24 protein-coding genes are annotated in these 23,502 nt (G+C 71.3%); 15 read left to right on the top strand and 9 right to left on the bottom strand.

Features of this window, described 5'->3' with window-relative positions:
- The first annotated feature begins 14 nt into the window (after positions 1–14).
- Positions 15–956 (top strand): LysR family transcriptional regulator, encoded by a 942-nt coding sequence (locus WMR31_RS08175; protein ID WP_340538300.1) that lies wholly within the window; start codon positions 15–17, stop codon positions 954–956.
- A gap of 19 nt (positions 957–975) precedes the next feature.
- Here the strand turns inward: WMR31_RS08175 and WMR31_RS08180 are convergent, their stop codons facing one another.
- The gene (locus WMR31_RS08180; protein ID WP_340538301.1) at positions 976–2,502 is read right to left on the bottom strand and encodes an ATP-dependent DNA ligase; all 1,527 of its coding nucleotides are present in this window, start codon (positions 2,500–2,502) and stop codon (positions 976–978) included.
- 389 nt (positions 2,503–2,891) lie between these two features.
- Here WMR31_RS08180 and WMR31_RS08185 point away from each other — a divergent pair, with 389 nt between their 5' ends.
- Both WMR31_RS08185 and WMR31_RS08190 read left to right on the top strand, forming a co-directional pair.
- A complete protein-coding gene (locus WMR31_RS08185) occupies positions 2,892–3,848 on the top strand; it encodes a DNA-3-methyladenine glycosylase family protein (RefSeq protein ID WP_340538302.1) in 957 nt (318 codons plus the stop codon).
- A 4-nt stretch (positions 3,849–3,852) separates the two neighbouring features.
- Entirely contained in the window at positions 3,853–5,103 is a 1,251-nt protein-coding gene (locus WMR31_RS08190; RefSeq protein ID WP_340538303.1) for a phospholipase D-like domain-containing protein, read from the top strand.
- A gap of 100 nt (positions 5,104–5,203) precedes the next feature.
- Here WMR31_RS08190 and WMR31_RS08195 read toward each other — a convergent pair whose 3' ends face one another.
- The gene (locus tag WMR31_RS08195) at positions 5,204–6,271 is read right to left on the bottom strand and encodes a hypothetical protein (RefSeq protein WP_340538304.1); all 1,068 of its coding nucleotides are present in this window, start codon (positions 6,269–6,271) and stop codon (positions 5,204–5,206) included.
- A 92-nt stretch (positions 6,272–6,363) separates the two neighbouring features.
- On the opposite strand from WMR31_RS08195, the gene uvrB reads away from it, so the two are divergent.
- From uvrB to WMR31_RS08215, 4 genes are all read left to right on the top strand, one after another.
- On the top strand, positions 6,364–8,490 hold the full coding sequence (uvrB, locus tag WMR31_RS08200) for an excinuclease ABC subunit UvrB (RefSeq protein ID WP_340538305.1): 2,127 nt from the start codon (positions 6,364–6,366) through the stop codon (positions 8,488–8,490).
- A 280-nt stretch (positions 8,491–8,770) separates the two neighbouring features.
- Positions 8,771–10,063: an MFS transporter gene (locus tag WMR31_RS08205; RefSeq protein WP_340538306.1), complete on the top strand. Its 1,293-nt coding sequence runs from the start codon at positions 8,771–8,773 to the stop codon at positions 10,061–10,063.
- A 9-nt stretch (positions 10,064–10,072) separates the two neighbouring features.
- Complete coding sequence (locus WMR31_RS08210; protein WP_340538307.1) at positions 10,073–11,332, top strand: transglutaminase domain-containing protein; 1,260 nt, start codon at positions 10,073–10,075, stop codon at positions 11,330–11,332.
- A gap of 48 nt (positions 11,333–11,380) precedes the next feature.
- Positions 11,381–11,728 carry an MmcQ/YjbR family DNA-binding protein gene (locus tag WMR31_RS08215; protein ID WP_340538308.1) on the top strand — a complete coding sequence of 116 codons (348 nt, stop codon included), beginning with the start codon at positions 11,381–11,383 and terminating at the stop codon, positions 11,726–11,728.
- Positions 11,729–11,759: 31 nt separating this feature from the next.
- Here the strand turns inward: WMR31_RS08215 and WMR31_RS08220 are convergent, their stop codons facing one another.
- Both WMR31_RS08220 and WMR31_RS08225 read right to left on the bottom strand, forming a co-directional pair.
- On the bottom strand, positions 11,760–12,416 hold the full coding sequence (locus WMR31_RS08220) for an ion channel (RefSeq protein ID WP_340538309.1): 657 nt from the start codon (positions 12,414–12,416) through the stop codon (positions 11,760–11,762).
- The gene (locus tag WMR31_RS08225) at positions 12,413–12,979 is read right to left on the bottom strand and encodes a DUF1707 SHOCT-like domain-containing protein (RefSeq protein ID WP_340538310.1); all 567 of its coding nucleotides are present in this window, start codon (positions 12,977–12,979) and stop codon (positions 12,413–12,415) included. The genes WMR31_RS08220 and WMR31_RS08225 overlap by 4 nt, the downstream gene beginning before the upstream one ends.
- A gap of 101 nt (positions 12,980–13,080) precedes the next feature.
- Between WMR31_RS08225 and WMR31_RS08230 the strand changes: the two genes are divergently transcribed.
- The 4 genes from WMR31_RS08230 to WMR31_RS08245 all read left to right on the top strand — a co-directional run bounded on the left by WMR31_RS08230 (position 13,081) and on the right by WMR31_RS08245 (position 17,181).
- Complete coding sequence (locus tag WMR31_RS08230) at positions 13,081–14,049, top strand: NAD(P)/FAD-dependent oxidoreductase (protein ID WP_340538311.1); 969 nt, start codon at positions 13,081–13,083, stop codon at positions 14,047–14,049.
- 61 nt (positions 14,050–14,110) lie between these two features.
- The gene (locus tag WMR31_RS08235) at positions 14,111–15,370 is read left to right on the top strand and encodes a glycosyltransferase family 4 protein (RefSeq protein WP_340538312.1); all 1,260 of its coding nucleotides are present in this window, start codon (positions 14,111–14,113) and stop codon (positions 15,368–15,370) included.
- Positions 15,357–16,094, top strand: coding sequence for a class I SAM-dependent methyltransferase (locus WMR31_RS08240; protein ID WP_340538313.1), 738 nt, complete (start codon positions 15,357–15,359; stop codon positions 16,092–16,094). Before WMR31_RS08235 ends, WMR31_RS08240 begins: the two co-directional genes overlap by 14 nt.
- The gene (locus tag WMR31_RS08245) at positions 16,087–17,181 is read left to right on the top strand and encodes a prenyltransferase/squalene oxidase repeat-containing protein (protein WP_340538314.1); all 1,095 of its coding nucleotides are present in this window, start codon (positions 16,087–16,089) and stop codon (positions 17,179–17,181) included. Before WMR31_RS08240 ends, WMR31_RS08245 begins: the two co-directional genes overlap by 8 nt.
- On the opposite strand, the gene WMR31_RS08250 is transcribed toward WMR31_RS08245, so the two are convergent.
- Positions 17,152–17,802, bottom strand: coding sequence for a class I SAM-dependent methyltransferase (locus WMR31_RS08250; protein ID WP_340538315.1), 651 nt, complete (start codon positions 17,800–17,802; stop codon positions 17,152–17,154). The two genes, WMR31_RS08245 and WMR31_RS08250, sit on opposite strands and share 30 nt — an antisense overlap.
- Before the next feature lie 62 nt (positions 17,803–17,864).
- On the opposite strand from WMR31_RS08250, the gene WMR31_RS08255 reads away from it, so the two are divergent.
- Positions 17,865–19,076 (top strand): DUF480 domain-containing protein, encoded by a 1,212-nt coding sequence (locus WMR31_RS08255; protein ID WP_340538316.1) that lies wholly within the window; start codon positions 17,865–17,867, stop codon positions 19,074–19,076.
- 22 nt (positions 19,077–19,098) lie between these two features.
- Here WMR31_RS08255 and WMR31_RS08260 read toward each other — a convergent pair whose 3' ends face one another.
- The 3 genes from WMR31_RS08260 to map form a co-directional block, all read right to left on the bottom strand.
- Positions 19,099–19,221: a hypothetical protein gene (locus WMR31_RS08260; protein WP_340538317.1), complete on the bottom strand. Its 123-nt coding sequence runs from the start codon at positions 19,219–19,221 to the stop codon at positions 19,099–19,101.
- A gap of 87 nt (positions 19,222–19,308) precedes the next feature.
- Positions 19,309–19,662, bottom strand: coding sequence for a hypothetical protein (locus tag WMR31_RS08265; protein WP_340538318.1), 354 nt, complete (start codon positions 19,660–19,662; stop codon positions 19,309–19,311).
- Positions 19,663–19,812: 150 nt separating this feature from the next.
- A complete protein-coding gene (gene map / locus WMR31_RS08270) occupies positions 19,813–20,580 on the bottom strand; it encodes a type I methionyl aminopeptidase (protein ID WP_340538319.1) in 768 nt (255 codons plus the stop codon).
- An 82-nt stretch (positions 20,581–20,662) separates the two neighbouring features.
- Here map and WMR31_RS08275 point away from each other — a divergent pair, with 82 nt between their 5' ends.
- Complete coding sequence (locus WMR31_RS08275) at positions 20,663–21,268, top strand: ClpP family protease (RefSeq protein ID WP_340538320.1); 606 nt, start codon at positions 20,663–20,665, stop codon at positions 21,266–21,268.
- Entirely contained in the window at positions 21,265–21,873 is a 609-nt protein-coding gene (locus WMR31_RS08280; RefSeq protein ID WP_340538321.1) for a ClpP family protease, read from the top strand. The genes WMR31_RS08275 and WMR31_RS08280 overlap by 4 nt, the downstream gene beginning before the upstream one ends.
- A 178-nt stretch (positions 21,874–22,051) precedes the next feature.
- Here WMR31_RS08280 and WMR31_RS08285 read toward each other — a convergent pair whose 3' ends face one another.
- Positions 22,052–22,369: a helix-turn-helix domain-containing protein gene (locus tag WMR31_RS08285; RefSeq protein ID WP_340538322.1), complete on the bottom strand. Its 318-nt coding sequence runs from the start codon at positions 22,367–22,369 to the stop codon at positions 22,052–22,054.
- A gap of 89 nt (positions 22,370–22,458) precedes the next feature.
- Here WMR31_RS08285 and WMR31_RS08290 point away from each other — a divergent pair, with 89 nt between their 5' ends.
- Positions 22,459–23,502 carry an LLM class F420-dependent oxidoreductase gene (locus tag WMR31_RS08290; protein WP_340538323.1) on the top strand — a complete coding sequence of 348 codons (1,044 nt, stop codon included), beginning with the start codon at positions 22,459–22,461 and terminating at the stop codon, positions 23,500–23,502.

Raw genomic sequence — 23,502 nt, forward strand, 5'->3', positions numbered from 1 at the left:
TTAGCATTCATGAAGTGCAGATCGATCCTCGACGGCTCCGCTTCCTCCTTGCCGTGGCCCGGACCGGCGGCGTGCTCGCCGCGGCCGACGAGCTCGCGGTGACGCCGTCCGCGGTCTCGCAGCAGCTGGCGCGTCTGGAGAGCGAAGTGGGGCGCCCACTGCTGGTGCGGACCAACTCCGGGACGACGTTGACCCCGGCCGGGCTCGCCCTTGCGGAGTCCGCCGAGCAGATCGAGCAGGCCTTGGGCGAGGCGCGCGCCCGGATCGAGCAGCAGGACGGCGAGGTGACCGGGGTGGTCCGGGTCGGCGGCTTCCAGAGCGCCATCGCCGGCCTCATCGCACCCCACCTCGGCGAGTGGCGGCTGCGCTACCCCGGCCTCGAGTTCGACATCGTCGAAGCCGAGCAGGCCGAGCTCATCCGCGGAGTGCGCGGCGGCGACCACGACGTGGTGATCTTGGAGTTCGACGCCGGTGAGACCACGACCGGGCCGATGCGCGGCGTCACCGAGGTGCCGCTCCTCGACGAGCCCTGGAAGCTGGTGGTACCGGCCGGCACCGTGCTCGGCAGTGAGCCGGTCGATCTGAGCCGGCTGTCGGTCCAGTGGCTCGGGGTCGAGGCCTGGGGTGCCAGCACTCGGGCGCTGCGCCGGATCCGGCACGCCTTCGGGGAGGAGCAGTTGCGAGCATCGCGGCACCGCTACACCGCGACCGAGACCGCGCTCGCCCTCGTCGCCGCGGGCGAGGGCGCCGCGCTGCTCCCGTCGCTGGCCCTGCACAGCCTGGCCGGGCCGGGCGTCGAGGTCGCCGATGTGGCCGGACTCGGCACCCGGCGGATCGTGCTGCAGCATCTCGCCGCAGCCGGCGGCGCCAGCACACCGACCGGCGTCGCGGCCCAGCTGATCCGCGAGGCGGCCAGCGCGTTCGACAGTGGCGCCCTCGGCGAGGCGGCTACCTAGCCGTCCCCAGCCGGGCGCGTCAGCCCCGGAGCCGGAGTACCTCCGCGATCGTGTCGGCGTCCTCGGCCCGCTTGTCGTCGCGATAGCGGACCACGCGGGCGAAGCGCAGGGCGGCGCCGCCGGGATACCGCGAGGAGCGCTGGACGCCGTCGAAGGCGATCTCGACGACCTGCTCGGGCCGCACCGGGACGACGTAGTGGTCGCCGACGGTGGACGGGTCGAGGGCGAGCTCGGTGAAGCGCTCGGTCTGCCAGGCCAGCATCTGGTCGGTCATGCCCTTGAAGGTCTTGCCGATCATCACGAACTCGCCGGGGCGCGCCGGATCGCGCGCTCCCAGATGGATGTTGGACAGCGTGCCCTGGCGGCGTCCGGAACCCCACTCGACCGCGAGCACCACCAGGTCGAGGGTGTGCACCGGCTTCACCTTCACCCACGCCGCGCCCCGGCGCCCGGCGGCGTAGGGCGCGGCGAGATCCTTGACGACGACGCCCTCGTGCCCGGCCGCGAGGACCTCGGCAGCGAACGCCTCGGCCTCGGCGGCATCGGCGGTGACCACCCGGGCGACCCGGTGCGCCTGCGGTACCAGCTGCTCGAGCGCTGCGGAGCGGTCGGTGCCCGGGGCGTCGAGGAGGTCGTGGCCGTCGAGGTGCAGCAGGTCGAAGAAGTGCGGCGTGACCACCACCCCTGCGGCCTGCGCGGTGCGCGAGGCGGTCTCCTGGAACGGTCGAGGCCGCCCGTCGGGACCGAAGGCGAGCACCTCGCCGTCGAGCACGAACCGGTCGGCCGGGAGCGCTCGGGCGACCTCGACCACCTCGGGCAGCCGCTCGGTGATGTCGTCGAGGCTGCGGGTGAAGACCGCGACCGTCTCGCCGTCGCGGTGCACCTGGATCCGGATGCCGTCGAGCTTGGCGTCGACGGCGACGCCGCCGGGACGGTCGCCGAGCTTGGCCAGCGCCTCGGCGACGGTGGGCGCCGAGGAGGCGAGCATCGGCTGGACGGCCCGCCCCACGTCGAGTCCGATCTCCGCCAGCGCCGCCGCGCCGCCCTCGAAGGCAGCGTGCACCGCGGCGGTCGTGGATCCCGCGAGCATCGCGGCGCGACGCACCGCGGCGAGCGGGACGTCCGCTGCCGCCGCCACGGCCTCCTGGACGACGGCGTCCAGCGCGCCTTGACGGACCCCGCCCGAGATCGCGCCGCGCAGCCAGGTCTGCTCGGGGGCGGTGGCCGCGGCGAACAGTGCCTGCACGGCGTCCTGCCGGGCGGACTGGGAGCCGGGACCGGCGAGCCCGGCGAGGTGCTCCAGCGCGGTGTCGACGTCGGTGACGCTCAGCGTGGCCCGGTCCGCCGGGTCGGGGAGCGAGCTCAGGCTGCGCCAGCCGACGCCGGTGCGTCTTTGGCGAAGGGTGCCGGCGAGGTAGGCGGTGACCAGCTCGCGCTCGTCGGGCGAGGCCCGCGCCAGCAGCTCGGCGATGGCGGCGACCTTGGCCTTGCGGGACCGGGTGGCCGCGACCGTCGTCGAGGTGTCCACCACATCGCCGAGGAGCATGGCCTCATCCAAGCACCGCGCACCGACACCCCGAGCCGACCGGCCTTGCCGGCCTATCCAAGGGGGGCTTGGGAGGTTTCGTCTCGCCCGTCGCGGCTTCGTTCCTCAGCCGCGGGGCTCGCTCAACCTCCGACCGCGACGGATCTGCTCCTTCGTCGCAGCTCCTGCGGCCGGAGGTTGAGCAAGCGAGCGCCAGCGAGCGCCGACGAAACCCCGGGGACCCTCCCTGCCAGCGTTGGCGAGGTCGGTGCCGAGGTTTCGTCGGCGGCCGACTGTCAGGCGGGCTCGTTCCTCGCCCTCCCGGCTTGCTCAACCTCCGGGAGTCGCCCTCCGGGCTTGCTCGACCTCCGAAGGACCGCTGTCTGCAGTCCCGCCTACGCTGGACCACCATGAGCGGCGAGCTGGCGCGGGTGTGGCGTCCGGACTGGCCGTGCGCCGTCCGGGCGACCCTCGGGCAGCACCGGCGCGGCGGCGGAGACCCGACCATGCGGGTCGAGCCGACCGGACGCGTCTGGCGCGGCACCCGCACCCCCGAGGGTCCGGCGACGCTGCTCGTGGAGCCCCGCGCCGCCGTCGGTGAGGTGCACGCCCGGGCGTGGGGACCGGGCGCGGGGTGGGCGCTCGACCAGCTGCCCGACCTGCTCGGCCACAGCGACGACTGGTCGGGCTTCGAGCCGCGGCACCCGGTGCTCGCCGACGCCCGGCGCCGCCATCCGCACGCGCGGCTGGGCCGCTCGGGCCTGGTGATGGAGGCGCTGGTGCCGACGATCATCGAGCAGAAGGTCACCGGGCAGGAGGCCTTCGCCGGCTTCCGCATGCTGGTGCACCGCTTCGGCGAGCGGGCCCCGGGCCCCGGCGCCGACCGGCGACTCTGGGTGCAGCCGGCGCCCGACGTCCTCCGGGCGATCCCGTCGTGGGAATGGCTGCGCCTGCACATCGATCCCGCGCGCTCGCGCACGATCGTCACCGCGGCGCGGGTGGCCGGCTCCCTCGAACGGCTGAGCCAGGTGTCGGTCGAGGAGGCCGACCGTCGACTTCGCTCCCTTCCGGGGCTCGGCGTCTGGACCAGCGCGGAGGTACGGCAGCACGCCTTCGGCGACCCCGACGCCGTCTCGTTCGGCGACTACCACGTCGCCAAGGACGTCGGGTGGGCGCTCACCGGCACGCCGTTCGACGACGCGCAGCTCGAGGAGTTCCTCGAGCCGTGGCGTCCGCAACGCGGTCGCGTGCCGGCGCTGGTCGCGATGGCCGGCCTGCATCGCCCCCGGCGCGGACCGCGGATGGCGCCGCGGACCCACCTGCCGGGAGGCAGCGTCGCGGTGCGGCGGCCCCGCCGACTAGGTTGACGACGTGAGCATCGACGTCGAGCGGCTAGTGCGCCAGGCCCGCCGGGTGATCTTCGCGGTCCTGGTGATCCCGTTCGTCGTGGCGATCACGATGTCGCTGGTCGACTCCTATCGCCGCCGCGGCAAGAAGGCCAAGCCGTTCCCCAGATCCGCGCCGGAGACCGTGTCGATCGGGGAGAGCACGGTCACGACCTACACCTTCGGCCGCGACCTCTACGACGACATGATCGCCGCCATCGAGGGCGCCGAACGCCAGATCCTGCTCGAGACCTACATCTGGAAGGGCGATGAGACCGGGGAGCGCTTCAAGTCGGCGCTGGCCGCCGCGGCGGAACGGGGGGTCGAGGTCTACTGCATCTACGACGGCTTCGCGAACCTGGTGGTCTCGCCGGTGTTCAAGCACTTCCCACCCTCGATGAAGGTGCTGAAGTACCCGGTCTGGCCGGCCGGCTGGCGGTTCTTCGACCTGCGTCGCTACGGGCGAGACCACCGCAAGATCCTCGTGGTCGACGACTCGGTGGGCTTCGTCGGCGGCTACAACATCGGTGACGCCTACGCCACCGAGTGGCGCGACACGCATGTGCGCGTGACCGGGCCCGGAGTCGCCGACCTCAAACGTGCATTCGCCGACTTCTGGAACCTGCATCGCCGCCGCCGGATCCGGCACAGCGAGCGGCCGCTGCTCCTCGAGACGGCCTCCACCTGGGAGCCGCGGATCCGCGTGCAGCGCAACGTGCCTCGGTTGTGGATGTTCCCGATCCGGGCGATGTACCTGGAGGCCATCCACCGCGCGAGCACCAACATCTGGATGACCACCGCCTACTTCCTGCCCGACCAGGACTTCGTCGACGCGATGAAGGACGCCGCCCACCGCGGCGTCGACGTCCGGCTGCTGGTGCCGTTGAAGTCCAACCACATCGTCGCCGACTGGATCTCCCGCGGGTACTACTCCCAGCTGCTCGAGGCCGGGGTGCGGATCCTGCGCTACCGGGGAGCCATGGTGCACGCCAAGACGGCCACGGTCGACGGCACCTGGTCGACGGTCGGGACCGCCAACATCGACCGGCTCAGCCTCACCGGCAACTACGAGATCAACATCGAGGTCATCGACGACGGCCTCGCCGCCACCCTCGAGGACATCTTCGCCGTCGACGAGTCCAACACCGTCGAGCTCACCCGGGGCGAGTGGGAGACCCGCGACCTGCACCGCAAGTTCACCGAGATGATCCTCGGCCCCCTGCGCCCCCTCCTCTGACCCACCATGACGCTGACCCGTCAGCTATAGCGGACGGGTCAGCGCCGAAATCACGGTGACCCGTCAGCTATAGCGGACGGGTCAGCGTGAATCGGGAGGGTCAGCGGAGGGGGAGCTTGAGCTTCGGGTAGTCCACGACGCCGTTCAGCGGGCCGACGACGAGCTCGCTGCTGCCGTCGAGGCCGAGCCGGACCATCGACCAGGCGCCGTCGAGGTACTGGACGGCGAGCAGGTGCCCGTCGTCCTCCCACTGCACATCGGTGACCAACGCGCGGCCCCAGTTCCACGAGGCCGTCATGACGCCTGCGGTGTCGTAGATCGCCACCGATCGGGCCCGGTCGACGGAGTTGCGCTTGGTGCCCAACACGTGGCGGCCGTCGGGGGAGAACGACTCGAGCCGGTGGTCACAGGTGCGCCAGGCGATCCGCCGGGCGTTCACGAGCATGCCCGAGCACTTCGGCTCGGCCTTGATGGTGCCCACGACGCGCCCGCGCCGGTCGACGTCGGCGACGCTGCGCAGGCGCGGGACGTCGACGGAGAAGCCGTGCGAGGCGACCGCCTTGGCGTCGGTCCTGCGGTTGACGAACGCCGTGCAGCCGCCGTTCACGACGACCTCGGCGTCGCGACAGGTGTGCGCCTTCGCGGTGACGATCGCGCCGGGGGTCCGTGCGCCGGACATGCGGATCAGGCGAACCAGGCGACGGCCCTGGTTCTCGACCGAGACGAAGCGCTCCGCGTTGTCGAGGTAGCCGGCGGTCTGCTGATCGGGGCTGAGGACCAGCCCGTAGTGCTCCAGGCCCTTCGTGATGGTGGTCTTGCCGTTCGGCTTGACCCGTACGACCTCCACTCCGGCCTCGGTGCCGTAAGAGGCCACGATGCCGCGCCCGAGGACTGCGAAGTCGCTCCACGTGGTGGTGCCGACCAGCTGCCGCGTGCCGTCGGGCCGGACGAGACGCCAGTCGCCGGTGCCGAAGCCGACCCGGTTCGCGCGGAGGTAGGGGATCTTGGGCCGCTGGATGTCGGGTGCGGGGGCGGCCGCCGAAGCCGCCTTGGTGGGTGCCGCGTCGGGATCGAGCCCTGCGGCGCCCGGGCTCGCGCCACCGATGGTCACGGTGACGGCCGCTGTCGTGGCGACGGCGGCGCTCAGGATGGTGGTCAGGGGCTTCATGGTCGGTGAGATGCACCACAGGTGCGAAAGGTTGCCGCGGGGGGCTCGGACGTGCGCCGCCGAATGTCGGTGGCGGGTCGTAGCCTCGTGGTATGCGTCCCGTCACCGACCTCGAGCGCCGCGTCGCCCCCTTCAAGGTCACCTCCGACTACGAGCCCGCCGGCGACCAGCCGGCGGCGATCAAGGAGATCGCCCGCCGGATCAACGCCGGCGAGCAGGACGTCGTCCTGCTCGGTGCCACCGGCACCGGCAAGACGGCCACCGTCGCGTGGGTGGCCGAGCAGGTGCAGCGCCCGATCCTGGTGCTGCAGCCCAACAAGACCCTCGCCGCGCAGTTCGCCAACGAGCTGCGCCAGCTCTTCCCCGACAACGCCGTCGAGTACTTCGTCAGCTACTACGACTACTACCAGCCCGAGGCCTACGTCCCACAGACCGACACCTACATCGAGAAGGACTCCTCGATCAACGAGGAGGTCGAGCGGCTGCGCCACTCGGCCACCAACTCGCTGCTCACCCGGCGCGACGTCATCGTGGTGAGCACCGTGTCCTGCATCTACGGTCTCGGCACCCCCCAGGAGTACGTCGACCGGATGCTGCGGCTCAAGGTCGGCGAGGAGCACGACCGCGACTCCATCCTGCGCCGCCTCGTCGAGATCCAGTACACCCGCAACGACATGTCGTTCACCCGCGGCACGTTCCGCGTCCGGGGCGACACGTTGGAGGTGTTCCCAGTCTACGAGGAGCACGCGGTCCGCATCGAGTTCTTCGGCGACGAGATCGAGCGGCTGATGACCCTCCACGCCGTCACCGGCGAGGTGCTCACCGACGACTCCGAGCTCTACATCTTCCCCGCCACCCACTACGTCGCCGGCCACGACCGCATGGAGCGCGCGATCACCGGCATCGAGGCCGAGCTCGAGCAGCAGCTGGCCGACTTCGAGAAGCAGGGCAAGATGCTCGAGGCCCAGCGGCTTCGGATGCGCACCACCTACGACATCGAGATGATGCGCCAGGTCGGGTCGTGCGCGGGCATCGAGAACTACTCGATGCACATCGACGGCCGCGCACGGGGCTCGGCCCCCAACTGCCTGCTCGACTACTTCCCGGAGGACTTCCTCCTCGTGGTCGACGAGTCGCACGTCGCCGTCCCGCAGATCGGCGGCATGTACGAGGGCGACATGTCCCGCAAGCGCAACCTGGTCGACCACGGCTTCCGGCTGCCCAGCGCAATGGACAACCGGCCGCTGCGCTGGGAGGAGTTCCTCGACCGGATCGGCCAGTCGATCTACCTGTCGGCCACGCCGGGCAACTACGAGCTCGACAAGGTGCAGGGCGACGTCGTCGAGCAGATCATCCGGCCCACCGGCCTGGTCGACCCCGAGGTCGTCGTCAAGCCCACCAAGGGTCAGATCGACGACCTGATCCACGAGATCCGCACCCGCACCGAGAAGCAGGAGCGGGTCCTGGTCACCACCCTGACCAAGAAGATGTCCGAGGACCTCACCGACTACCTCCTCGACGCCGGGATCCGCACCCGCTACCTGCACTCCGAGGTCGACACCCTCAAGCGGATCGAGCTGCTGCGCGATCTGCGGCTGGGGGAGTACGACGTCCTGGTCGGCATCAACCTCCTGCGTGAGGGTCTCGACCTCCCGGAGGTCTCGCTGGTCTCGATCCTCGACGCCGACAAGGAGGGCTTCCTGCGCTCGGACAAGTCGCTGATCCAGACCATCGGCCGTGCCGCGCGCAACGTGTCAGGTCAGGTCCACATGTACGCCGACAAGATCACGCCCTCGATGGAGTCGGCGATCGAGGAGACCAACCGCCGTCGCGAGAAGCAGATCGCCTACAACAAGGCGGCCGGAGTCGACCCGCAACCGCTGCGCAAGAAGATCGCCGACATCACCGAGATGCTGGCCCGTGACAGCGAGGACACCCAGGCGCTCCTCGAGACCTGGGCGGGCACCGAGGCCAAGGGCCGCGCCGGCGGTGTGAAGGTCCGTCAGACGGTCCCGGTGCTGGGCGAGAAGGCCAGCGGCACCCACGCCGCCGGACTCGCCGGCCTGCCCAGCGGCGAGCTGGCCCAGCTGATCCAGGAGCTCACCGACCAGATGAAGGAGGCCGCCGCGGAGCTCCAGTTCGAGCTGGCCGCCCGGCTCCGCGACGAGATCAACGACCTCAAGAAGGAACTGCGCCAGATGATGGAGGCGACCAAGTGAGGAGGGACGCCGACCGAGGAACGAGGTCGAGCGATCCCGACGAGCGCGGGAGCACGCGAGCGAAGCGAGCGTCGGCGACGAAGTGATGAGACGCCTCTAATCGGAGGTTGAGCAAGCTGGACGAGCGAGGAACGAGCTCGCCCAGCGCCGACGAAAACTCGCAGGCGTCCTCGGGGGTGCCGGGTTTCGTCGGCGCTCGCTTGCTCAACCTCCGGTGGGCAGCGGGGCTTGCTCAACCTCCGGCGGCGGGCGACCGATGCCGCGGCGTAGAATCACCCCAGTGACGAACCCCGTTCCAGCGCTGGGCGGCCGCCGCGCCTGGACGGTGTGGACGGTCGCGTTCGCGGTCTACTTCGTCGCGGTCTTCCATCGCAGCTCGCTGGCCGTCGCGGGCATCGAGGCGACCGAGCGGTTCGGCCTCTCGGCGGCTCAGCTGGCGACGTTCACGATGCTGCAGCTCCTGGTCTATGCGCTGATGCAGATCCCGGTCGGGCTGCTCGTGGACCGGTTCGGCCCACGAGCGGTGATGCTGCTCGGCACGATCCTGCTCACCGGCGCCCAGGCGGCGTTCGCGCTCGCCGAGAGCTATGGGGCTGCGGTGGCGGCCCGGGTCTTCGTGGGCATCGGCGACGCGCTCACCTTCATCTGCGTCCTGCGACTGGTCAGCCGCTGGTTCCCGCCCCGCCAGGTGCCGCTGATGACCCAGCTCACCGGCACCCTGGGCCAGGCGGGGTCCCTGGCAGCGGCGGTGCCGATGAGCATCGCGCTGCGCGAGCTCGGCTGGACCACCACCTACCTCACCGCCGCGTCGGTCGGCATCCTGCTCATCGCCGGGATCGTCTTCGTCGTGCGCGACGCGCCGACGGACCGGCGGCTGGTGGGACCGCCGCTCTCGCTGAGCGTCGTCCGGCGCAGCCTGGTGGCCTCTTGGGCCCACCCGGGCACGCGCCTGGGGTTCTGGATGCACTTCACCACCCAGTTCAGCGCCACCACCCTCGCGCTGCTGTGGGGGTATCCGTTCTTCGTCCAGGGCGAGGGGCTTTCCAGTGCCCAGGCCGGCACGCTGCTGACCTTCATGGTGGTCGCGATCATGTACGCCGGTCCGCTGCTCGGCGTGCTCGTCGGCCGGCATCCCTGGCACCGGTCCTCGTTGGTGCTGGTGATCGTGTGGTCGATCGTCGTGGTCTGGACGGTCGTGCTGGCGTGGCCCGGCACGGCGCCGATCTGGCTGCTGCTGATCCTGACCCAGGTGGTGGGGATCGGAGGACCGGCCTCGATGATCGGCTTCGACCTGGCCCGGACGTCGAACCCGACCGAGCGGCTGGCGAGTGCCACCGGAATCATCAACCAGGCCGGTTTCCTGGCCAGTCTCATCCTGGTCGTGCTGATCGGTCTCATCCTCGACTGGCGGACGCCGGGCTCCTCGACCGACTACACGCCCGAGGCGTTCCGCTGGGCGATGAGCGCGCAGTACCTGCTATTGGGGGTCGGACTGACCCAGATCTGGCGGTGGCGGCGCCGGGCCCGGCGCGTCATCGATCGAGCGGCCTTGGAGGCGGGCGTCACCGGTTAGCCTGCGGCGGTGGTCGTCATTTCTCGAGAGCTCGCGCAGTTGCGGCTCCAGGCCGAGCGGGCAGCGCGTGCCCGCGCCGACGCCGACCTGCTCGCGCTGGCCGACCGGCTCCGCGCGGGGGACCCGGAGTGGTGGCCGCACCTGTGGGCACCGGCCGCGGCGATCGCCGCGCGGCGGCTCGGCGACGACCGCGCCTGGCCGCTGCTCGACGAGGCGATCGCCCTCGGCTTCCGTCAGCCCATGCTGGTCGAGCCCGACCTCGAGCAGGCGTTCGGCGCCGACGAGCACTGGGCCTCGGCGCTGGCCCGGATCGAGACCGACGTCGTCGCCGACGTCGAACTGCTCGACTGGCCCGACCCGTCCCCCCAGCACCACGTCGAGCTCGACCGGATCGGCACCGAGCGGCTCGCGTCCCTGCGCGAGCGTGTGCCCCAGCAGGAGATCGACACCGCGAGCGCCTGGCGCACCGCGCGCAACCTGCTGCGGTGGGTCAACCAGGCCTGGGAGCACGCCAACGACCACGTCGAGGAGCCCGACGCGCTCGACGTCCTGGACCGGGTGGCGGCCGGAGAGCGTTTCGCCTGCGTCGAGTACAGCATCGTGTTGAGCCAAGCCCTGAACGCCGTGGGCATTCCGTCCCGGAGCGTCCAGTGCTTCCAGGTCACGCATCACGTCGGAGTCGGCCGCGGGCACGTCGTCTCCGAGGCCTGGATCGACGACCTCGACAGGTGGGTGCTGCTCGACGGACAGAACGGCGCCTACTGGTGCGACGAGGTGGGGTCGCCCCTGGGCCTGCCCGACCTGCTCGAGCGGTTCCGGGCGGGAGGGCCGGCGCGGATGGAGTGCCTGGGCAAGCCGCTCGACGACGACGCCCAGTCGATCTGGTGGAGCTACTTCGCGACCGCCCTCACCGGTGGGGTGGTCATCAGCGAAGGACCGTTCGCCGCGCTGTTCCAAGGGACGCGGGTGGTGGACGCCGGCCGGCTCGAACGATCCTGCGACCACTCGCACCCACCCCTCGACGTCGTCAGCGTCGGCCTCGGTGGAAGCCCCGACGCGGTGTGCCTGCGCCTAGCCACCACGCACCCGGAGGTCGTCGGGTTCCGCGTCGTCGGCGCGGACTGGACCGACGACGTCGCGGCCACCGACGGTGTCGGGACGTGGACGCTGCGGCGCTCGCCGGCCGGCCCGATGGAGCAGACGGCCACGGTCAGCGTGCTGACCCGGTACGGGACCGGCCGCGGCTGGCCGCTGCGCTGGCGCGGGTGAGGCAAGGCCGAGCCAGGCGGAGACCTGGCGAGCTCGTAGCCTGACCGCATGGACGTCGAGACCCTGCAGGCGCACTGCCTGGCCAAACCGGGCGCCTGGGCGGACAACCCGTGGGACCACGAGCACCCGGTGATCAAGGTCGGACCCGTCGAGGCCGGCAGGATCTTCGCCTTCCTCGGGGCGCACGGCGTCGGCGTCAAGGCCGGTGCGACCCGCGAGGTCGCAGACGCCTGGCTCGAGCGGTACCCCGAGGGCGCCAGTGTGATGGCCTACATCGGGCGCAGCGGCTGGAACGACCTCGCCTTCGACTCCATCCCCGACGACGAGCTGTTCGAGGCGGTCGACGTGTCCTACGAGCTCGTGGTCGCCAAGCTGCCGCGCAAGCACCGCCCCTGATCGAGCGCGTGGCGCAGCACCACCGTGACGGTCAGTGCCGGCGCGCGGTGAGCGTGACGAGTCGAGCCACCACGAGGGCGACATAGAAGACCCCGGCGACCTGCTCCAGCATCACCAGGGATCGGGCGTGGTTGAGCACGGGCGTGACGTCGGACAGACCGACCGAGGTCAGCGTGGTGAATGAGAGATAGAGCAGCTCGAACCAGGGCCGAGGGCCGCCGCCGCTGTAGGCCACGAAGGAGTCTGGCCACAGGACCTGCGCCCCCGCGTAGACGTAGGCGAAGGCCCACGCGACCACGGTGAAGGCGGCGGCGGTGGCGAAGAGCTCGTCGCGGGTCACCTTGTCGTCGTGGAAGAGGTAGCGGATGAGCGCATACGACACGAACATGTAGAACGGCACGTGCAGTGCCGCGGAGACGAGCACCACCCAGTGCGTCCGGTCGACGAAGGCCTCGGCCACGCTGAACACGACGGCGGGCGCCGCGAATAGGACCGCCACCCACGTCAGCGTCGGGCCGCGGCGTACCGCCCACGTCGCCGCGAGGACGACGCACACCTGGACGGCGCCCAGCGTGGCGCGTCCCGCGGTGGAGCCCTCCAGGAACGGGAAGGCGAGCACGACGAGCACCTGGAGACCGAGCAGCAGCGCCGAGGGATGCTCGGCGACCGCCCGGAGTATGCGCCTCATTGGAGCCCCTTGGGCCAGCGGAGCTGCCGGGCCTGTTTGCGCTCGAGCCGCTCGACCTCGTCGCGCACGATCTGCTCGCGGGTCGCCACCACCCGGACGAGGTGGACCAGCGTGACGGCGTTGACGATCAACGGCCACGGGAAGGGCGCCTCCCCGCCCGTGCCGACCAGGACGGCCAGCCAGATCGCCCAGCAGATCAGGCCGGGCCAGATGACCGCTGAGACCGCCGAGCTGCGGCGTTCGCGCCACGCGAGGTCTGCCCGGCGCCGCAGGTCGTCGGAGGAGAGACCCACCAGCGACTTCGAGGAGCGCGGCGTCGCCGGCTTCTGCGGTACGAGATCGGCGACCAGGGGCGGCAGCTCGCCGAGGGTGCGGGCAGCGGTCGCCGCGGCGATCCGTTCGTCGAGCTCGTCGTGGTCGATCCGTCCCGCCGCGAAGGCGGCGGTGAGCTCGGTGGTGATCCGCTCGCGGTCCTCGTCGGAGGCGCGCATCGTGGCGTTGGAGCGCTCGCGTGGATCGAGCGGGAAGGACGCCCACAGGTCCGCCACGCGTGTTCCCCTCATCCGGTCAGCTCGTCCATGCGACAGTCGGCCGGTAGCCCGGCCGTCCCATCCTAGAGAGCGTGCCATTGTCGACTGCGGTCCGACCGGGGAGGATCGGACAGGTGACCAATGTCGACGTCGACCTCCTGATCATCGGTGCCGGACCCACCGGGCTGTTCGCCACCTACTACGCGGGCTTCCGCGGCCTCCGCGTCGCCGTGGTCGACTCGCTGCCCGAGCTCGGCGGACAGATCACCGCGATGTATCCGGAGAAGCAGATCCTCGACGTCGCCGGATTCCCCAGCGTGAAGGGCCGAGACCTCGTCGAGGGGCTGGTCGAGCAGGCCAACTCCGCCAAGCCGGAGTACCTCCTGGGACGCTCGGCCACCACGCTGGAAACCGACGACGACGGCGTGACAGTCGGCCTCGACGACGGCACCACCGTGCGGGCGGGCGCGGTGATCATCAGCGCCGGCATCGGCAAGTTCTCGCCCCGGCCGCTTCCCGCCGGCGAGGACTGGGTCGGTCGCGGCCTGGAGTTCTTCGTGCCGAGCTTCGCGCCGTACGCGGGCAAAGACGTCGTCATCGTCGGGGGAGGCGACAGCGCCTTCGACTGGGCCCTGCACCTCGAGCCGGTCGCGCGCTCGGTCACCCTGGTGCACCGTCGCGACTCGTTCCGGGCGCACGAGCGCACCGTCGAGCAGGTTCGTGCCTCCGACGTCGAGATCGTCACCAAGGCCCAGGTCACCGCGCTGCAGGGCGACCCGACCGTCGAGTCGGTCGAGATCACGATCGGGGACGACGTCACGACCCGCCCGTGCCAGGCCGTCGTGGCGGCCCTCGGCTTCGTGGCCGACCTCGGCGCGATCCAGAGCTGGGGCATCGAGGTCTCGCGGCGTCACGTGCTCGTCGACTCCGCCATGCAGACCAACCTGCCCCGGGTGTTCGCCGCCGGCGACATCACCGAGTATCCGGGCAAGGTGCGCCTGATCGCGGTCGGCTTCGGGGAGGCGGCCACCGCGGTCAACAACGCCGCGGTCGCGATCGACCCGTCGGCCCACGTGTTCCCGGGCCATTCCTCCGACGCCTGAGCACCTCGGGAGCCCCGGGAGCGCTGCGCGCACCGAACTGACCGCCCAGTAACCTCTGGTCATGCGCATCGCGATGCTGTCCTACCGCAGCAAGCCCCACTGCGGTGGCCAGGGCGTCTACCTGCGACACCTCAGCCGCGAGCTCGTCGCGCTGGGCCACGAGGTCGAGGTGTTCTCCGGCCAGCCGTATCCCGAGCTCGACGACGGCGTGGTGCTCACCAAGGTGCCCAGCCTCGACCTGTACCGCGAGCCCGACCCGTTCCGGATCCCCAAGCCCAGGGAGTTCCGCGACCTGATCGACGTCGAGGAGTTCGCCACCATGTGCGTGGCCGGCTTCCCCGAGCCCAAGACGTTCAGCCGCCGGGTCAGCCGGATCCTCAAGGAGCGGGCGGGTGACTTCGACATCGCGCACGACAACCAGATCCTCGGCACCGGACTGCTCGACATCGAGGGCTACGGGCTGCCGCTGATCACCACGATCCATCACCCGATCACCTTCGACCGCCGCATCGACCTGGCCCAGGCCAAGACGCCCTGGCGCAAGCTCACCCTGCGCCGCTGGTACGGGTTCCTCCGGATGCAGGCGAAGGTGGCGCGTCGCGCGCGACTGGTGCTCACGCCGTCGGAGGCCTCCAAGCGCGACATCGCCATCGACTTCGGGGTCGATCCCGAGCGGATGCGGGTGATCCTGCTCGGCGTCGACGACATGTTCGTGCCGCCCACCAAGCCCCGGGTCGCTGGCCGGATCATGGCCATGGCCAGCGCGGATGCGCCGATGAAGGGCATCTCGACGCTGCTCGAGGCCTTCGCGAAGCTGCGCACCGAACGCGACGTCGAGCTGGTGCTGGTCACCAAGCCGGCGCCCGGCGGCCGCACCGAGAAGCTCATCGAGCGACTCGGCATCAGCGACGCCGTCAGCTTCCGGCACGGCCTGACCGACGCCGAGCTGGTCGAGCTCATGGGCTCCGCCGAGGTGGCGTGCGTCCCCTCGCTCTACGAGGGCTTCTCACTCCCGACCGCCGAGCTGATGGCGTGCGCGACGCCGTTGGTGGTGTCGCGGGCCGGGGCGATCCCCGAGGTGGTCGGCGCCGACGGCGAGTGCGCCGACCTGGTCACGCCGGGCGACGTCGACGAGCTGCGTACGGCGCTCGCGGGGCTGCTCGACGACCCGGAGCGCCGCGCCCGGATGGGGGCGGCCGGCCGCCGACGGGTCGAGGCCAAGTTCAGCTGGCGCGCCGTGGCCGAGCAGGTCGCCGCCGCCTACGCCGACACCATCGCCGACTACAACCAGAGGGAGGCCGACCGCCGTGCTGACCGTTGACTTCGACCGGCTCGGGTTGCTCCCGGGCGACCGCGTGCTCGACATGGGATGCGGCGCGGGCCGGCACGCCTTCGAGATGTACCGGCGCGGCGCCGACGTCGTCGCCTTCGACATGGACGCCGAGGAGCTGGCCGGCGTGCTCGAGCTCTTCGGCGCGATGAAGGAGGCCGGGGAGGTGCCCGAGGGCGCCGAGGCCGACATCAAGCAGGGGGATGCGCTGGCGCTTCCGTTCGCCGACGGCGAGTTCGACCGGGTGGTCGCCGCCGAGGTGCTCGAGCACATCCCCGACGACCTCGGGGCGATCCGCGAGCTCGTGCGGGTGCTGCGCCCCGGCGGCACCCTGGCGGTGTCGGTGCCGCGGTGGCTGCCGGAGGTCATCAACTGGAAGCTCTCCGACGACTACCACAACGTCGAGGGCGGCCATATCCGGATCTACACCGACAAGGAGCTCGGCGACAAGATCACCAAGGCGGGCCTGGTCGCCGAGGGCCGCGACTACGCGCACGGACTGCACTCGCCGTACTGGTGGATCAAGTGCGCGGTCGGCGTCGACAACGACGACCATCCCCTCGCCAGGGCATACCACCGGCTGCTGGTCTGGGAGATCATGAAGCAGCCCGCGGTCCTGCGCTACGCCGGCAAGGTGCTCGACCCGCTCATCGGAAAGAGCATGGTGCTCTACTTCCGCAAGCCCGACCGGTCCGCCGACCTCGAGCATGGCTGAGCCGCTGCCGTTCGTCGACGGCGTGCTCAGCGCCGACCAGGTCGCCGAGACCGCCGCCTCCATCGCCTCGATGCAGGAGCCGTCGGGCGCGATCCCGTGGACGGTGGGGGAGCACGTGGACGTGTGGAACCACGTCGAGGCGGCGATGGCCCTGCTGGTCGGTGGTCAGGTCGAGGCCGCCGAGCGTGCCTACGCCTGGGTGCCCACCAAGCAACGCCGCAACGGCTCGTGGCCGATGAAGATCGTCGGCGACGTCGTCGACGACCCGCGCGGCGAGGTGAACATGAGCGCCTACCTCGCCGTCGGGATCTGGCACCACTGGCTGGTGCGGCACGACGTCGAGTTCGTGCGGCGGTTCTGGCCGTCGGTCCGTTCCGGCCTCGACTGGGTCGTCTCCCAGCAGCTCGACTTCGGCGGCATCCGGTGGACGCCGACGGAGTCGTTCGCGCTGCTCGCGGGGGGCTCCTCCATCTACCAGTCGCTCCGGGCCGGCGTCGCTCTCGCCGATCTCCTCGAGGACCCGCAGCCGGAGTGGGAGCTCGCCGGCGGCCGGCTCCGGCACGCGATCAGGGAGCACCGGGACCTGTTCGCCGACAAGAGCACGTTCTCGATGGACTGGTACTACCCGGTGCTCGGTGGCGCCGTCCGCGGGCCGGATGCGCTCGACCTGCTCGCGCCACGCTGGGACGACTTCGTGGTGCCCGGCCTCGGCGTCCGGTGCGTCGACACCAACCCGTGGGTCACCGGCGCGGAGACCTGCGAGCTGGTCATGTCGCTCGACGCCGTCGGCGACCGGCGCCGCGCGCTCGACCTGTTCGCGCAGATGCAGCACCTGCGCGGCGAGGCCGGCGGCTACTGGACCGGCTGGGTCTACGACGGTGAGAAGCCGGACGTGTACTGGCCGGTCGAGCACACGACGTACACGGCGGCCGCGGTGATCCTGGCGGCCGACGCGCTGGGGGAGACCTACGGTCACGGCACGCCGGGCTCCGGCATCATGCGCGGGACGTCGTTCGGCCCGCACTTCGGCGAGCTCGGGCTGCGGTGCGGCTGCGAGTCAGCCGACCGGGGAGCCGGCCTCGCCTGAGGTGCGGCGCAGCACCCGCAGCGAGCCGCGAACGTCGATCTCCTCGAAGGCTCCGCCGGCGAGCGCGCGCAGGTACACCTCGTACGGCGGGCGCCCGCCGTCCGCGGGGTCGGGGAAGACGTCGTGGATCAGCAGCAGGCCCTCGGGCATCACCCAGGGCGCCCACCCGGAGTAGTCGTTCTGGGCGTGCACCTCGGCATGGCCGCCGTCGATGAACAGCAGGCTCAGCGGCGTGCGCCAGTGTGCGCTCACAGTGGTGCTCTGCCCGACGATCGCCACCACGACGTCCTCCACTCCGGCGTCGTGGATCGTGCGGCGGAAGACCGGCATGGTGTCCATGACGCCGAGGTCGGCGTCGACGAGGGTGGGGTCGTGATGCTCCCAGCCGGCCTGGTTCTCCTCCGAGCCGCGGTGGTGGTCGACGGCGAACACCACCGCCGGCGCACCGGACTCGCGGACCCCGTCGGCCAGGTAGAGCGCGGACTTCCCGCAGTAGCTGCCGACCTCCAGCAGCGGGCCGTGGGGTGCTCGTCGGGTCGCGAGGTCGCGCAGGACCAGACCCTCGTCGTCGGGCATGAAGCCGCGGGCGGCGCGTGCGTGCTCGAGCAGGGTGTGCGGCATCGATCTCCTTCAGGGTGTCCGGGCGGCACAGCGTAGCCATCGACGTCGATTACCCTGCCCCCGTGAGCGACCTTCCCGTCCTGACCGCAGAAGAGCAGCGGGTCCTCGGCGTCCTGCTCGAGAAGGAGGTCACCGTCCCGGCGTCGTATCCGATGACGGTGAACGCCGTGCGTACCGGGTGCAACCAGTCGAGCAGCCGCGAGCCGGTGACCGACTACGACGAGCAGGTGGTCCACGAGACCCTGCGCGCGCTGAAGCAGCGCGAGCTCGCCGCGGTCACCTGGGACGACAAGGGGCGCCGCACGCTGAAGTACCTCCAGACGCTGACCGTCCGCCTCGACCTCGGCGAGGACGAGCGGGCCCTGATCACCGTGCTGCTGCTGCGGGGGCCGCAGCCGCCCGGGGCGCTCAAGACCCGCACCGAGCGGCTGCACCACTTCGGCTCACGCGACGACGTCGAGGCGACCCTGCGACGGCTCGCCGAGCGTGAGCAGCCGCTGGTCCGCGAGCTGCCCAAGCAGCCCCGCGAGCAGGACGCCCGGTGGGTGCACCTGCTGGGCCCGGTGGAGTCGCCCGAGACGCAGTCCGCCGCGGCGCCCGCCGTCGATCGAGAGGTCGTGCTCTCCGACGGCGCCGACGTCCGCGACGCCAAGGTGCGCGCGTCCTACGGCGCGATCGCGACGCCGTACGCCGACGCGATGGTCGCCGAGCTCGACGGGCTCCTGTTCGAGCGCTGGCTGCTGGACCGGGTGGCCGCCCACGCCGGCACCGACCCGGTGGTCGAGGTCGGCTGCGGGCCGGGCCACGTCACGGCGTACCTCGCCGAGGCGGGCGCCGACGCGACGGGCATCGACCTGACCCCGGAGATGATCGAGGAGGCTCGGCGGCGGTTCCCCGACGGCGTCTACGAGGTCGGCGACCTGCGTACCCTGATGCGGCCGATCAACGGCTCGGGCTGGGCCGCGGTCCTCGGGTGGTACTCGTTGATCCACCTGGCCGCCTCGGAGCTGCCCGGCGCGATCGAGGCGCTCGTGCGGCCGCTGCGCAGCGACGGCTGGCTGGTGCTCGGGATGCACTCCGGTGCCGAGGTGCGCCACCACGGCTCGTGGTTCGAGCGCGACGTCGACCTCGACTTCGTGTTCAACGAGCGCGAGGCCGTGGTCTCACTGATGGAGGCGGCCGGGCTCACCGACGTCGAGTGGTACCAGCGCGGACCGATGACGTCCCGCGGCGAGACGACCGAGCGTCTCTACGTGATCGGTCGCAAGCCCTGAGGCAGGGCGGGCCGGATCGGCGTCAGAGACGGGTGCGAGTGGGGCTCGCGACGCTGCCGACGGGGTAGTCGTCGAACTCGCGCGCGGTGCTGCCGGCGGACTCGTGGCGGTCGTTCTGGTCCTGGGTGTCGTCGTGACCGGTCATGCCATCCACTTTAGGCAGCGGCGCGTTCGAATGCGATTCGCAGAGCCCGGATCGGCTCAACCACAGGTGTTGAGTCGATCACAGTCCTCAACGGAAGATGAAGTACAACCCCACGACCGTGGGCGCGAACCCCAGCAGGAGCCAGGGGCTGAGCACGTTCTTGCGCTGGTGGATCACGAACGCCGCCGCGAAGGCGCAGACGCCGAAGGCTCCGCCGAGGAGGCACAGACCGACCTGCGCGACTCGCTCGCTGTCGTCGATGAAGACCGCCGCGAGCACCAGGCCGATCGCGAGGTGGAAGATCGTGGTGCCCACGAGCACCGAGAGCACCGTGCGCTGGACCCGCTCCAGGCGGGCGACCTCCTCGGGCGAGGCGCGCTTGCGGGGTGCCGTGGGGTCGATGAGGTGCTTCGCGCGACGCTCCGGCGGCTGGATGCTCACCTCTCGCAGCCTAGCCCGATCTGCCCACGTTCCATCCATCCGACCGCGCTTGACTCTCCTCACACGGTGACCCGTCAGCCATAGCGGACGGGTCACCGTCGATCTTGCGCTGACCCGTCAGCTATAGCGGACGGGTCAGCGTGAATCGGGTCAGTCGCGGGCGGTGAGGATGTAGGGGCCGTCGGCGGTGATGGCGACGGTGTGCTCCATGTGGGCGCCGCGGGAGCCGTCCTCGCTGCGCAGGGTCCAGCCGTCGGCGTCGGTGTAGATGCGGTCGGTGGTGTGGAGGAACCACGGCTCGATCGCGATGACCAGGCCCTCCTTGAGCTTGAAGCCGCGGCCGGGGCGGCCGTCGTTGGCCACGTGGGGATCGCCGTGCATCGTGCGGCCGACGCCGTGTCCGCCGAACTGGAGGTTGATGCCGAGCCCAGCACTGCGGGCGACCTCGCCGATCGCGTGGGAGATGTCGCCCATCCGGTTGCCGGGGCGGGCCCACTCGATGCCGGCCTCGAGGGCGCGCTGGGTGACGTCGATCAGGCGCAGGTCCTCCTCGCGCGGGGTCCCGACGACCATCGAGTACGCCGAGTCGGAGACCCAGCCGTCGACGGAGGCGGCGAAGTCGACCGACAGCAGGTCGCCGTCCTGGAGGACGTAGTCGTGGGGGAGGCCGTGCAGGACGGCGTCGTTGACCGAGGTGCACAGCACCTTGCCGAACGGCGAGGCGCCGAAGCTCGGGTGGTAGTCGATGTAGCACGACTCGGCGCCGCGCTCACGGATCATCTCGTGGGCGAGCGCGTCGAGCTCCAGCAGGTTGACGCCGACGTCGGCCTTCTCCGCGAGCGCGGAGATCACCGAGGCGACGAACCGGCCCGCGGGCTTCATCTCCTCGATCTGGGCGGGGGTCCTCAGCTCGATCACGCCGACACGGTATCCGCTGTGGGCAGATCCGCCCGCGGCGGATCCGCTTGGACCCGTCGCCGGCCGCTCGCAGGCTGGAGCCATGACCACGACCACGACACCCCTCGGCGCCGCCGACCGCCTCCTGCACCAGCGCATCATCGTCCTCGGCCAAGAGGTCGACGACGCCGTCGCCAACCGGATCTGCGCCGAGCTGCTGCTGCTCTCGGCCGAGGACCCGCATCGCGACATCAGCCTCTACATCAACTCACCCGGCGGCTCGGTCTCGGCCGGCCTGGCGATCTACGACACGATGCGACTGATCCCCAACGACGTCTCGACGCTCGCCATGGGGCTCGCGGCGAGCATGGGGCAGTTCCTGCTCACCGCCGGCACGCCCGGGAAGCGGTTCGCGCTCCCGAACAGCCGGATCCTGCTCCACCAGGGATCCGCCGGGATCGGCGGCACCGCGGTCGACATCGAGATCCAGGCCGAGAACCTCGAGCACATGAAGAACGTGATGATGACGATCACCGCCGAGCACACCGGGCAGCCGGTCGAGCGGGTCGAGCACGACGCCCTGCGCGACCGCTGGTTCACCGCCGAGGAGGCTCGCGAGTACGGCTTCGTCGACCACGTCCTCACCGAGGTCGCCTCCGTGGTTCCGGCACGCGCGGGGATCGCGTTCGCGACCGGTGGCCTCGGATGAGCAGTTACACGATCCCGAGCGTCGTGGAGCGCACGCCGCGGGGCGACCGCGCGGTCGACATCTACAGCCGGCTGCTCACCGATCGGATCGTCTACCTCGGCACCGAGATCGACGACGGCGTCGCCAACGTCGTCATCGCCCAGCTGCTGCACCTGGAGTCGGAGAACCCCGACCTGCCGATCAGCCTCTATCTCAACTCGCCGGGCGGCAGCGTGACGGCGGTGCTGGCGATCTACGACACCATGCAGTTCATCCGCAGCGAGGTGGCCACGACCTGCGTGGGCCAGGTCGGCTCGTCCGCCGCCCTGCTGCTCGCAGCCGGCCAGCCCGGACGCCGGATGCTGCTGCCGCATGCGCGCGTGGTGCTTGACCAGCCGGCCGGCGGCGGGCAGGGCACCCTTCCCGACCTCGCCGTGCAGGCCAAGGAGATCGTGCGGCTGCGGGCGGAGATGGAGGACGCACTGAGCCGGCACACCGGCGTCGACGTCGAGCGGCTGCGCCTGGACACTGACCGCGACCTGGTGCTCCCGGCGCCCGCCGCGGTCGAGTACGGCGTCGCCGACGGCGTCCTGGACAGCCGGAAGCTCATCCCCGTCGGGGGTTGAGCGCGCCGACGAGACGCGCAGGCGTCCTCGGGATCCTCGGGAACGCTGGTAGGGAAGGTGGCCGGGGGTTTCGTCGGCGCTCGCTGGGGCTCGCTTGCTCAACCTCCGGCGGCGGGAGGGGTGCCGGGGCTGCGCTCGCTGGCGTTCGCTTGCTCAACCTCCGGCGGGAACCGGATGCTCAGGCGGCCAGCGCGAGGGGGCCGTGGAGAGCACCGAGCTGGCGGCTGGCGCGGGTCGTGAGGTCGACCAGCCGCAAGCCGAGCGCGCCGTGGACGGCGCCGATGATCTCCGAGCTGGGCTCCTTGCGCCCGCGCTCGATCTCGGAGAGGTACTGCACCGAGATCCCCGCCGCCTCGGCGACGTCGGCCAGGGTGCGCTCCTGACGCCGCCGCTCGGCGCGCAGCTCGCGGCCGACCACCTCGCGCCACAACGGCTCCGCGGGGACCGGGGGCACGGCGCGCCGGGCCGGGGGAGGGAACGCGAGGACATCGCCCATCCGGCCACGGTAGGACGACCGGGCCCGGGGCGACAGTGCTGTTCGCGACCGGCGAACGACCCGCCGGAGAACGTGCCACAGTGAGTGCCATGAAGCTGGGTCTGCAACTGGGGTACTGGGGGGCTCAGCCGCCCGAAGGGGTGGCGGAGCTCGTGGCGGCGGCGGAGGAGTCGGGCTTCGACGGCATCTTCACCGCCGAGGCGTGGGGCTCGGACGCGTTCACGCCGTTGGCGTGGTGGGGCCGTGAGACCTCACGGGTGCGTCTCGGGACGTCGATCGTGCAGATGTCGGGACGCTCGCCGGCGTCCATCGCGATGCACGCCCTCACCCTCGACCACCTCAGTGGCGGCCGGGTGGTCCTCGGCATGGGCGTGAGCGGCCCGCAGGTGGTGGAGGGGTGGTACGGCCAGCCCTTCGCGAAACCGCTGGCGCGCACCCGCGAGGTGGTCGAGATCGTGCGGCGGGTGCTGGCGCGGGAGGCGCCGGTGACCAACGACGGACCCCACTACCCGCTGCCCTACGACGGCGAGGGCTCGGTCGGCCTCGGCAAGCCGCTGCGCTCGATCGTGCACCCGCTGCGCGCCGACGTCCCGATCTGGCTCGGAGCGGAGGGTCCCAAGAACGTGGCCCAGACCGCCGAGATCGCCGACGGCTGGATCCCGCTGTTCTACACCCCGTCGACGGCCGCGATGTACCAGCCGTGGCTCGACGAGGGCTTCGCGCGCCCCGGCGCGCGACGGACCCGGGAGACCTTCGAGATCGCCGCGACCTGCCACCTCCAGATCGTCGACTCCGAGGCGGAGCGCGCCGCGGTGCTCGACGCGCTCAAGCCGACGGTGGCCCTCTACATGGGCGGCATGGGGGCCGCCGAGGCGAACTTCCACAACCAGGTCTTCGTCCGGATGGGGTATGCCGACCTGGCCGCCGAGGTGCAGGAGCACTACCTGGCCGGACGCCGTGCGGAGGCGACCGCCCTGATCCCCGACGACCTGGTCGACGATCTCCACATCGTGGGCACCGCGGACCAGGTACTCGAACGGGTGGCGGTGTGGGAGGCGACGGGCGTGACGACGCTGCTGCTGAGCCTCACCGACCCGGCCGAGGTGCGCCGGATCGCCGCACTGCTCGCCTGA

This window comes from Nocardioides epinepheli, from assembly GCF_037936805.1.
In the GTDB taxonomy this organism is placed as follows: domain Bacteria; phylum Actinomycetota; class Actinomycetes; order Propionibacteriales; family Nocardioidaceae; genus Nocardioides.

What these genes read in the sequence shown, in the direction of transcription:
- WMR31_RS08180 (WP_340538301.1), bottom strand. Translation starts at nt 2,502, where the DNA reads ATGCTCCTCGGCGATGTGGTGGACACCTCGACGACGGTCGCGGCCACC.
- WMR31_RS08185 (WP_340538302.1), top strand. Translation starts at nt 2,892, where the DNA reads ATGAGCGGCGAGCTGGCGCGGGTGTGGCGTCCGGACTGGCCGTGCGCC.
- WMR31_RS08195 (WP_340538304.1), bottom strand. Translation starts at nt 6,271, where the DNA reads ATGAAGCCCCTGACCACCATCCTGAGCGCCGCCGTCGCCACGACAGCG.
- uvrB (WP_340538305.1), top strand. Translation starts at nt 6,364, where the DNA reads ATGCGTCCCGTCACCGACCTCGAGCGCCGCGTCGCCCCCTTCAAGGTC.
- WMR31_RS08215 (WP_340538308.1), top strand. Translation starts at nt 11,381, where the DNA reads ATGGACGTCGAGACCCTGCAGGCGCACTGCCTGGCCAAACCGGGCGCC.
- WMR31_RS08220 (WP_340538309.1), bottom strand. Translation starts at nt 12,416, where the DNA reads ATGAGGCGCATACTCCGGGCGGTCGCCGAGCATCCCTCGGCGCTGCTG.
- WMR31_RS08225 (WP_340538310.1), bottom strand. Translation starts at nt 12,979, where the DNA reads ATGAGGGGAACACGCGTGGCGGACCTGTGGGCGTCCTTCCCGCTCGAT.
- WMR31_RS08235 (WP_340538312.1), top strand. Translation starts at nt 14,111, where the DNA reads ATGCGCATCGCGATGCTGTCCTACCGCAGCAAGCCCCACTGCGGTGGC.
- WMR31_RS08245 (WP_340538314.1), top strand. Translation starts at nt 16,087, where the DNA reads ATGGCTGAGCCGCTGCCGTTCGTCGACGGCGTGCTCAGCGCCGACCAG.
- WMR31_RS08250 (WP_340538315.1), bottom strand. Translation starts at nt 17,802, where the DNA reads ATGCCGCACACCCTGCTCGAGCACGCACGCGCCGCCCGCGGCTTCATG.
- WMR31_RS08260 (WP_340538317.1), bottom strand. Translation starts at nt 19,221, where the DNA reads ATGACCGGTCACGACGACACCCAGGACCAGAACGACCGCCACGAGTCC.
- WMR31_RS08275 (WP_340538320.1), top strand. Translation starts at nt 20,663, where the DNA reads ATGACCACGACCACGACACCCCTCGGCGCCGCCGACCGCCTCCTGCAC.
- WMR31_RS08280 (WP_340538321.1), top strand. Translation starts at nt 21,265, where the DNA reads ATGAGCAGTTACACGATCCCGAGCGTCGTGGAGCGCACGCCGCGGGGC.
- WMR31_RS08285 (WP_340538322.1), bottom strand. Translation starts at nt 22,369, where the DNA reads ATGGGCGATGTCCTCGCGTTCCCTCCCCCGGCCCGGCGCGCCGTGCCC.
- WMR31_RS08290 (WP_340538323.1), top strand. Translation starts at nt 22,459, where the DNA reads ATGAAGCTGGGTCTGCAACTGGGGTACTGGGGGGCTCAGCCGCCCGAA.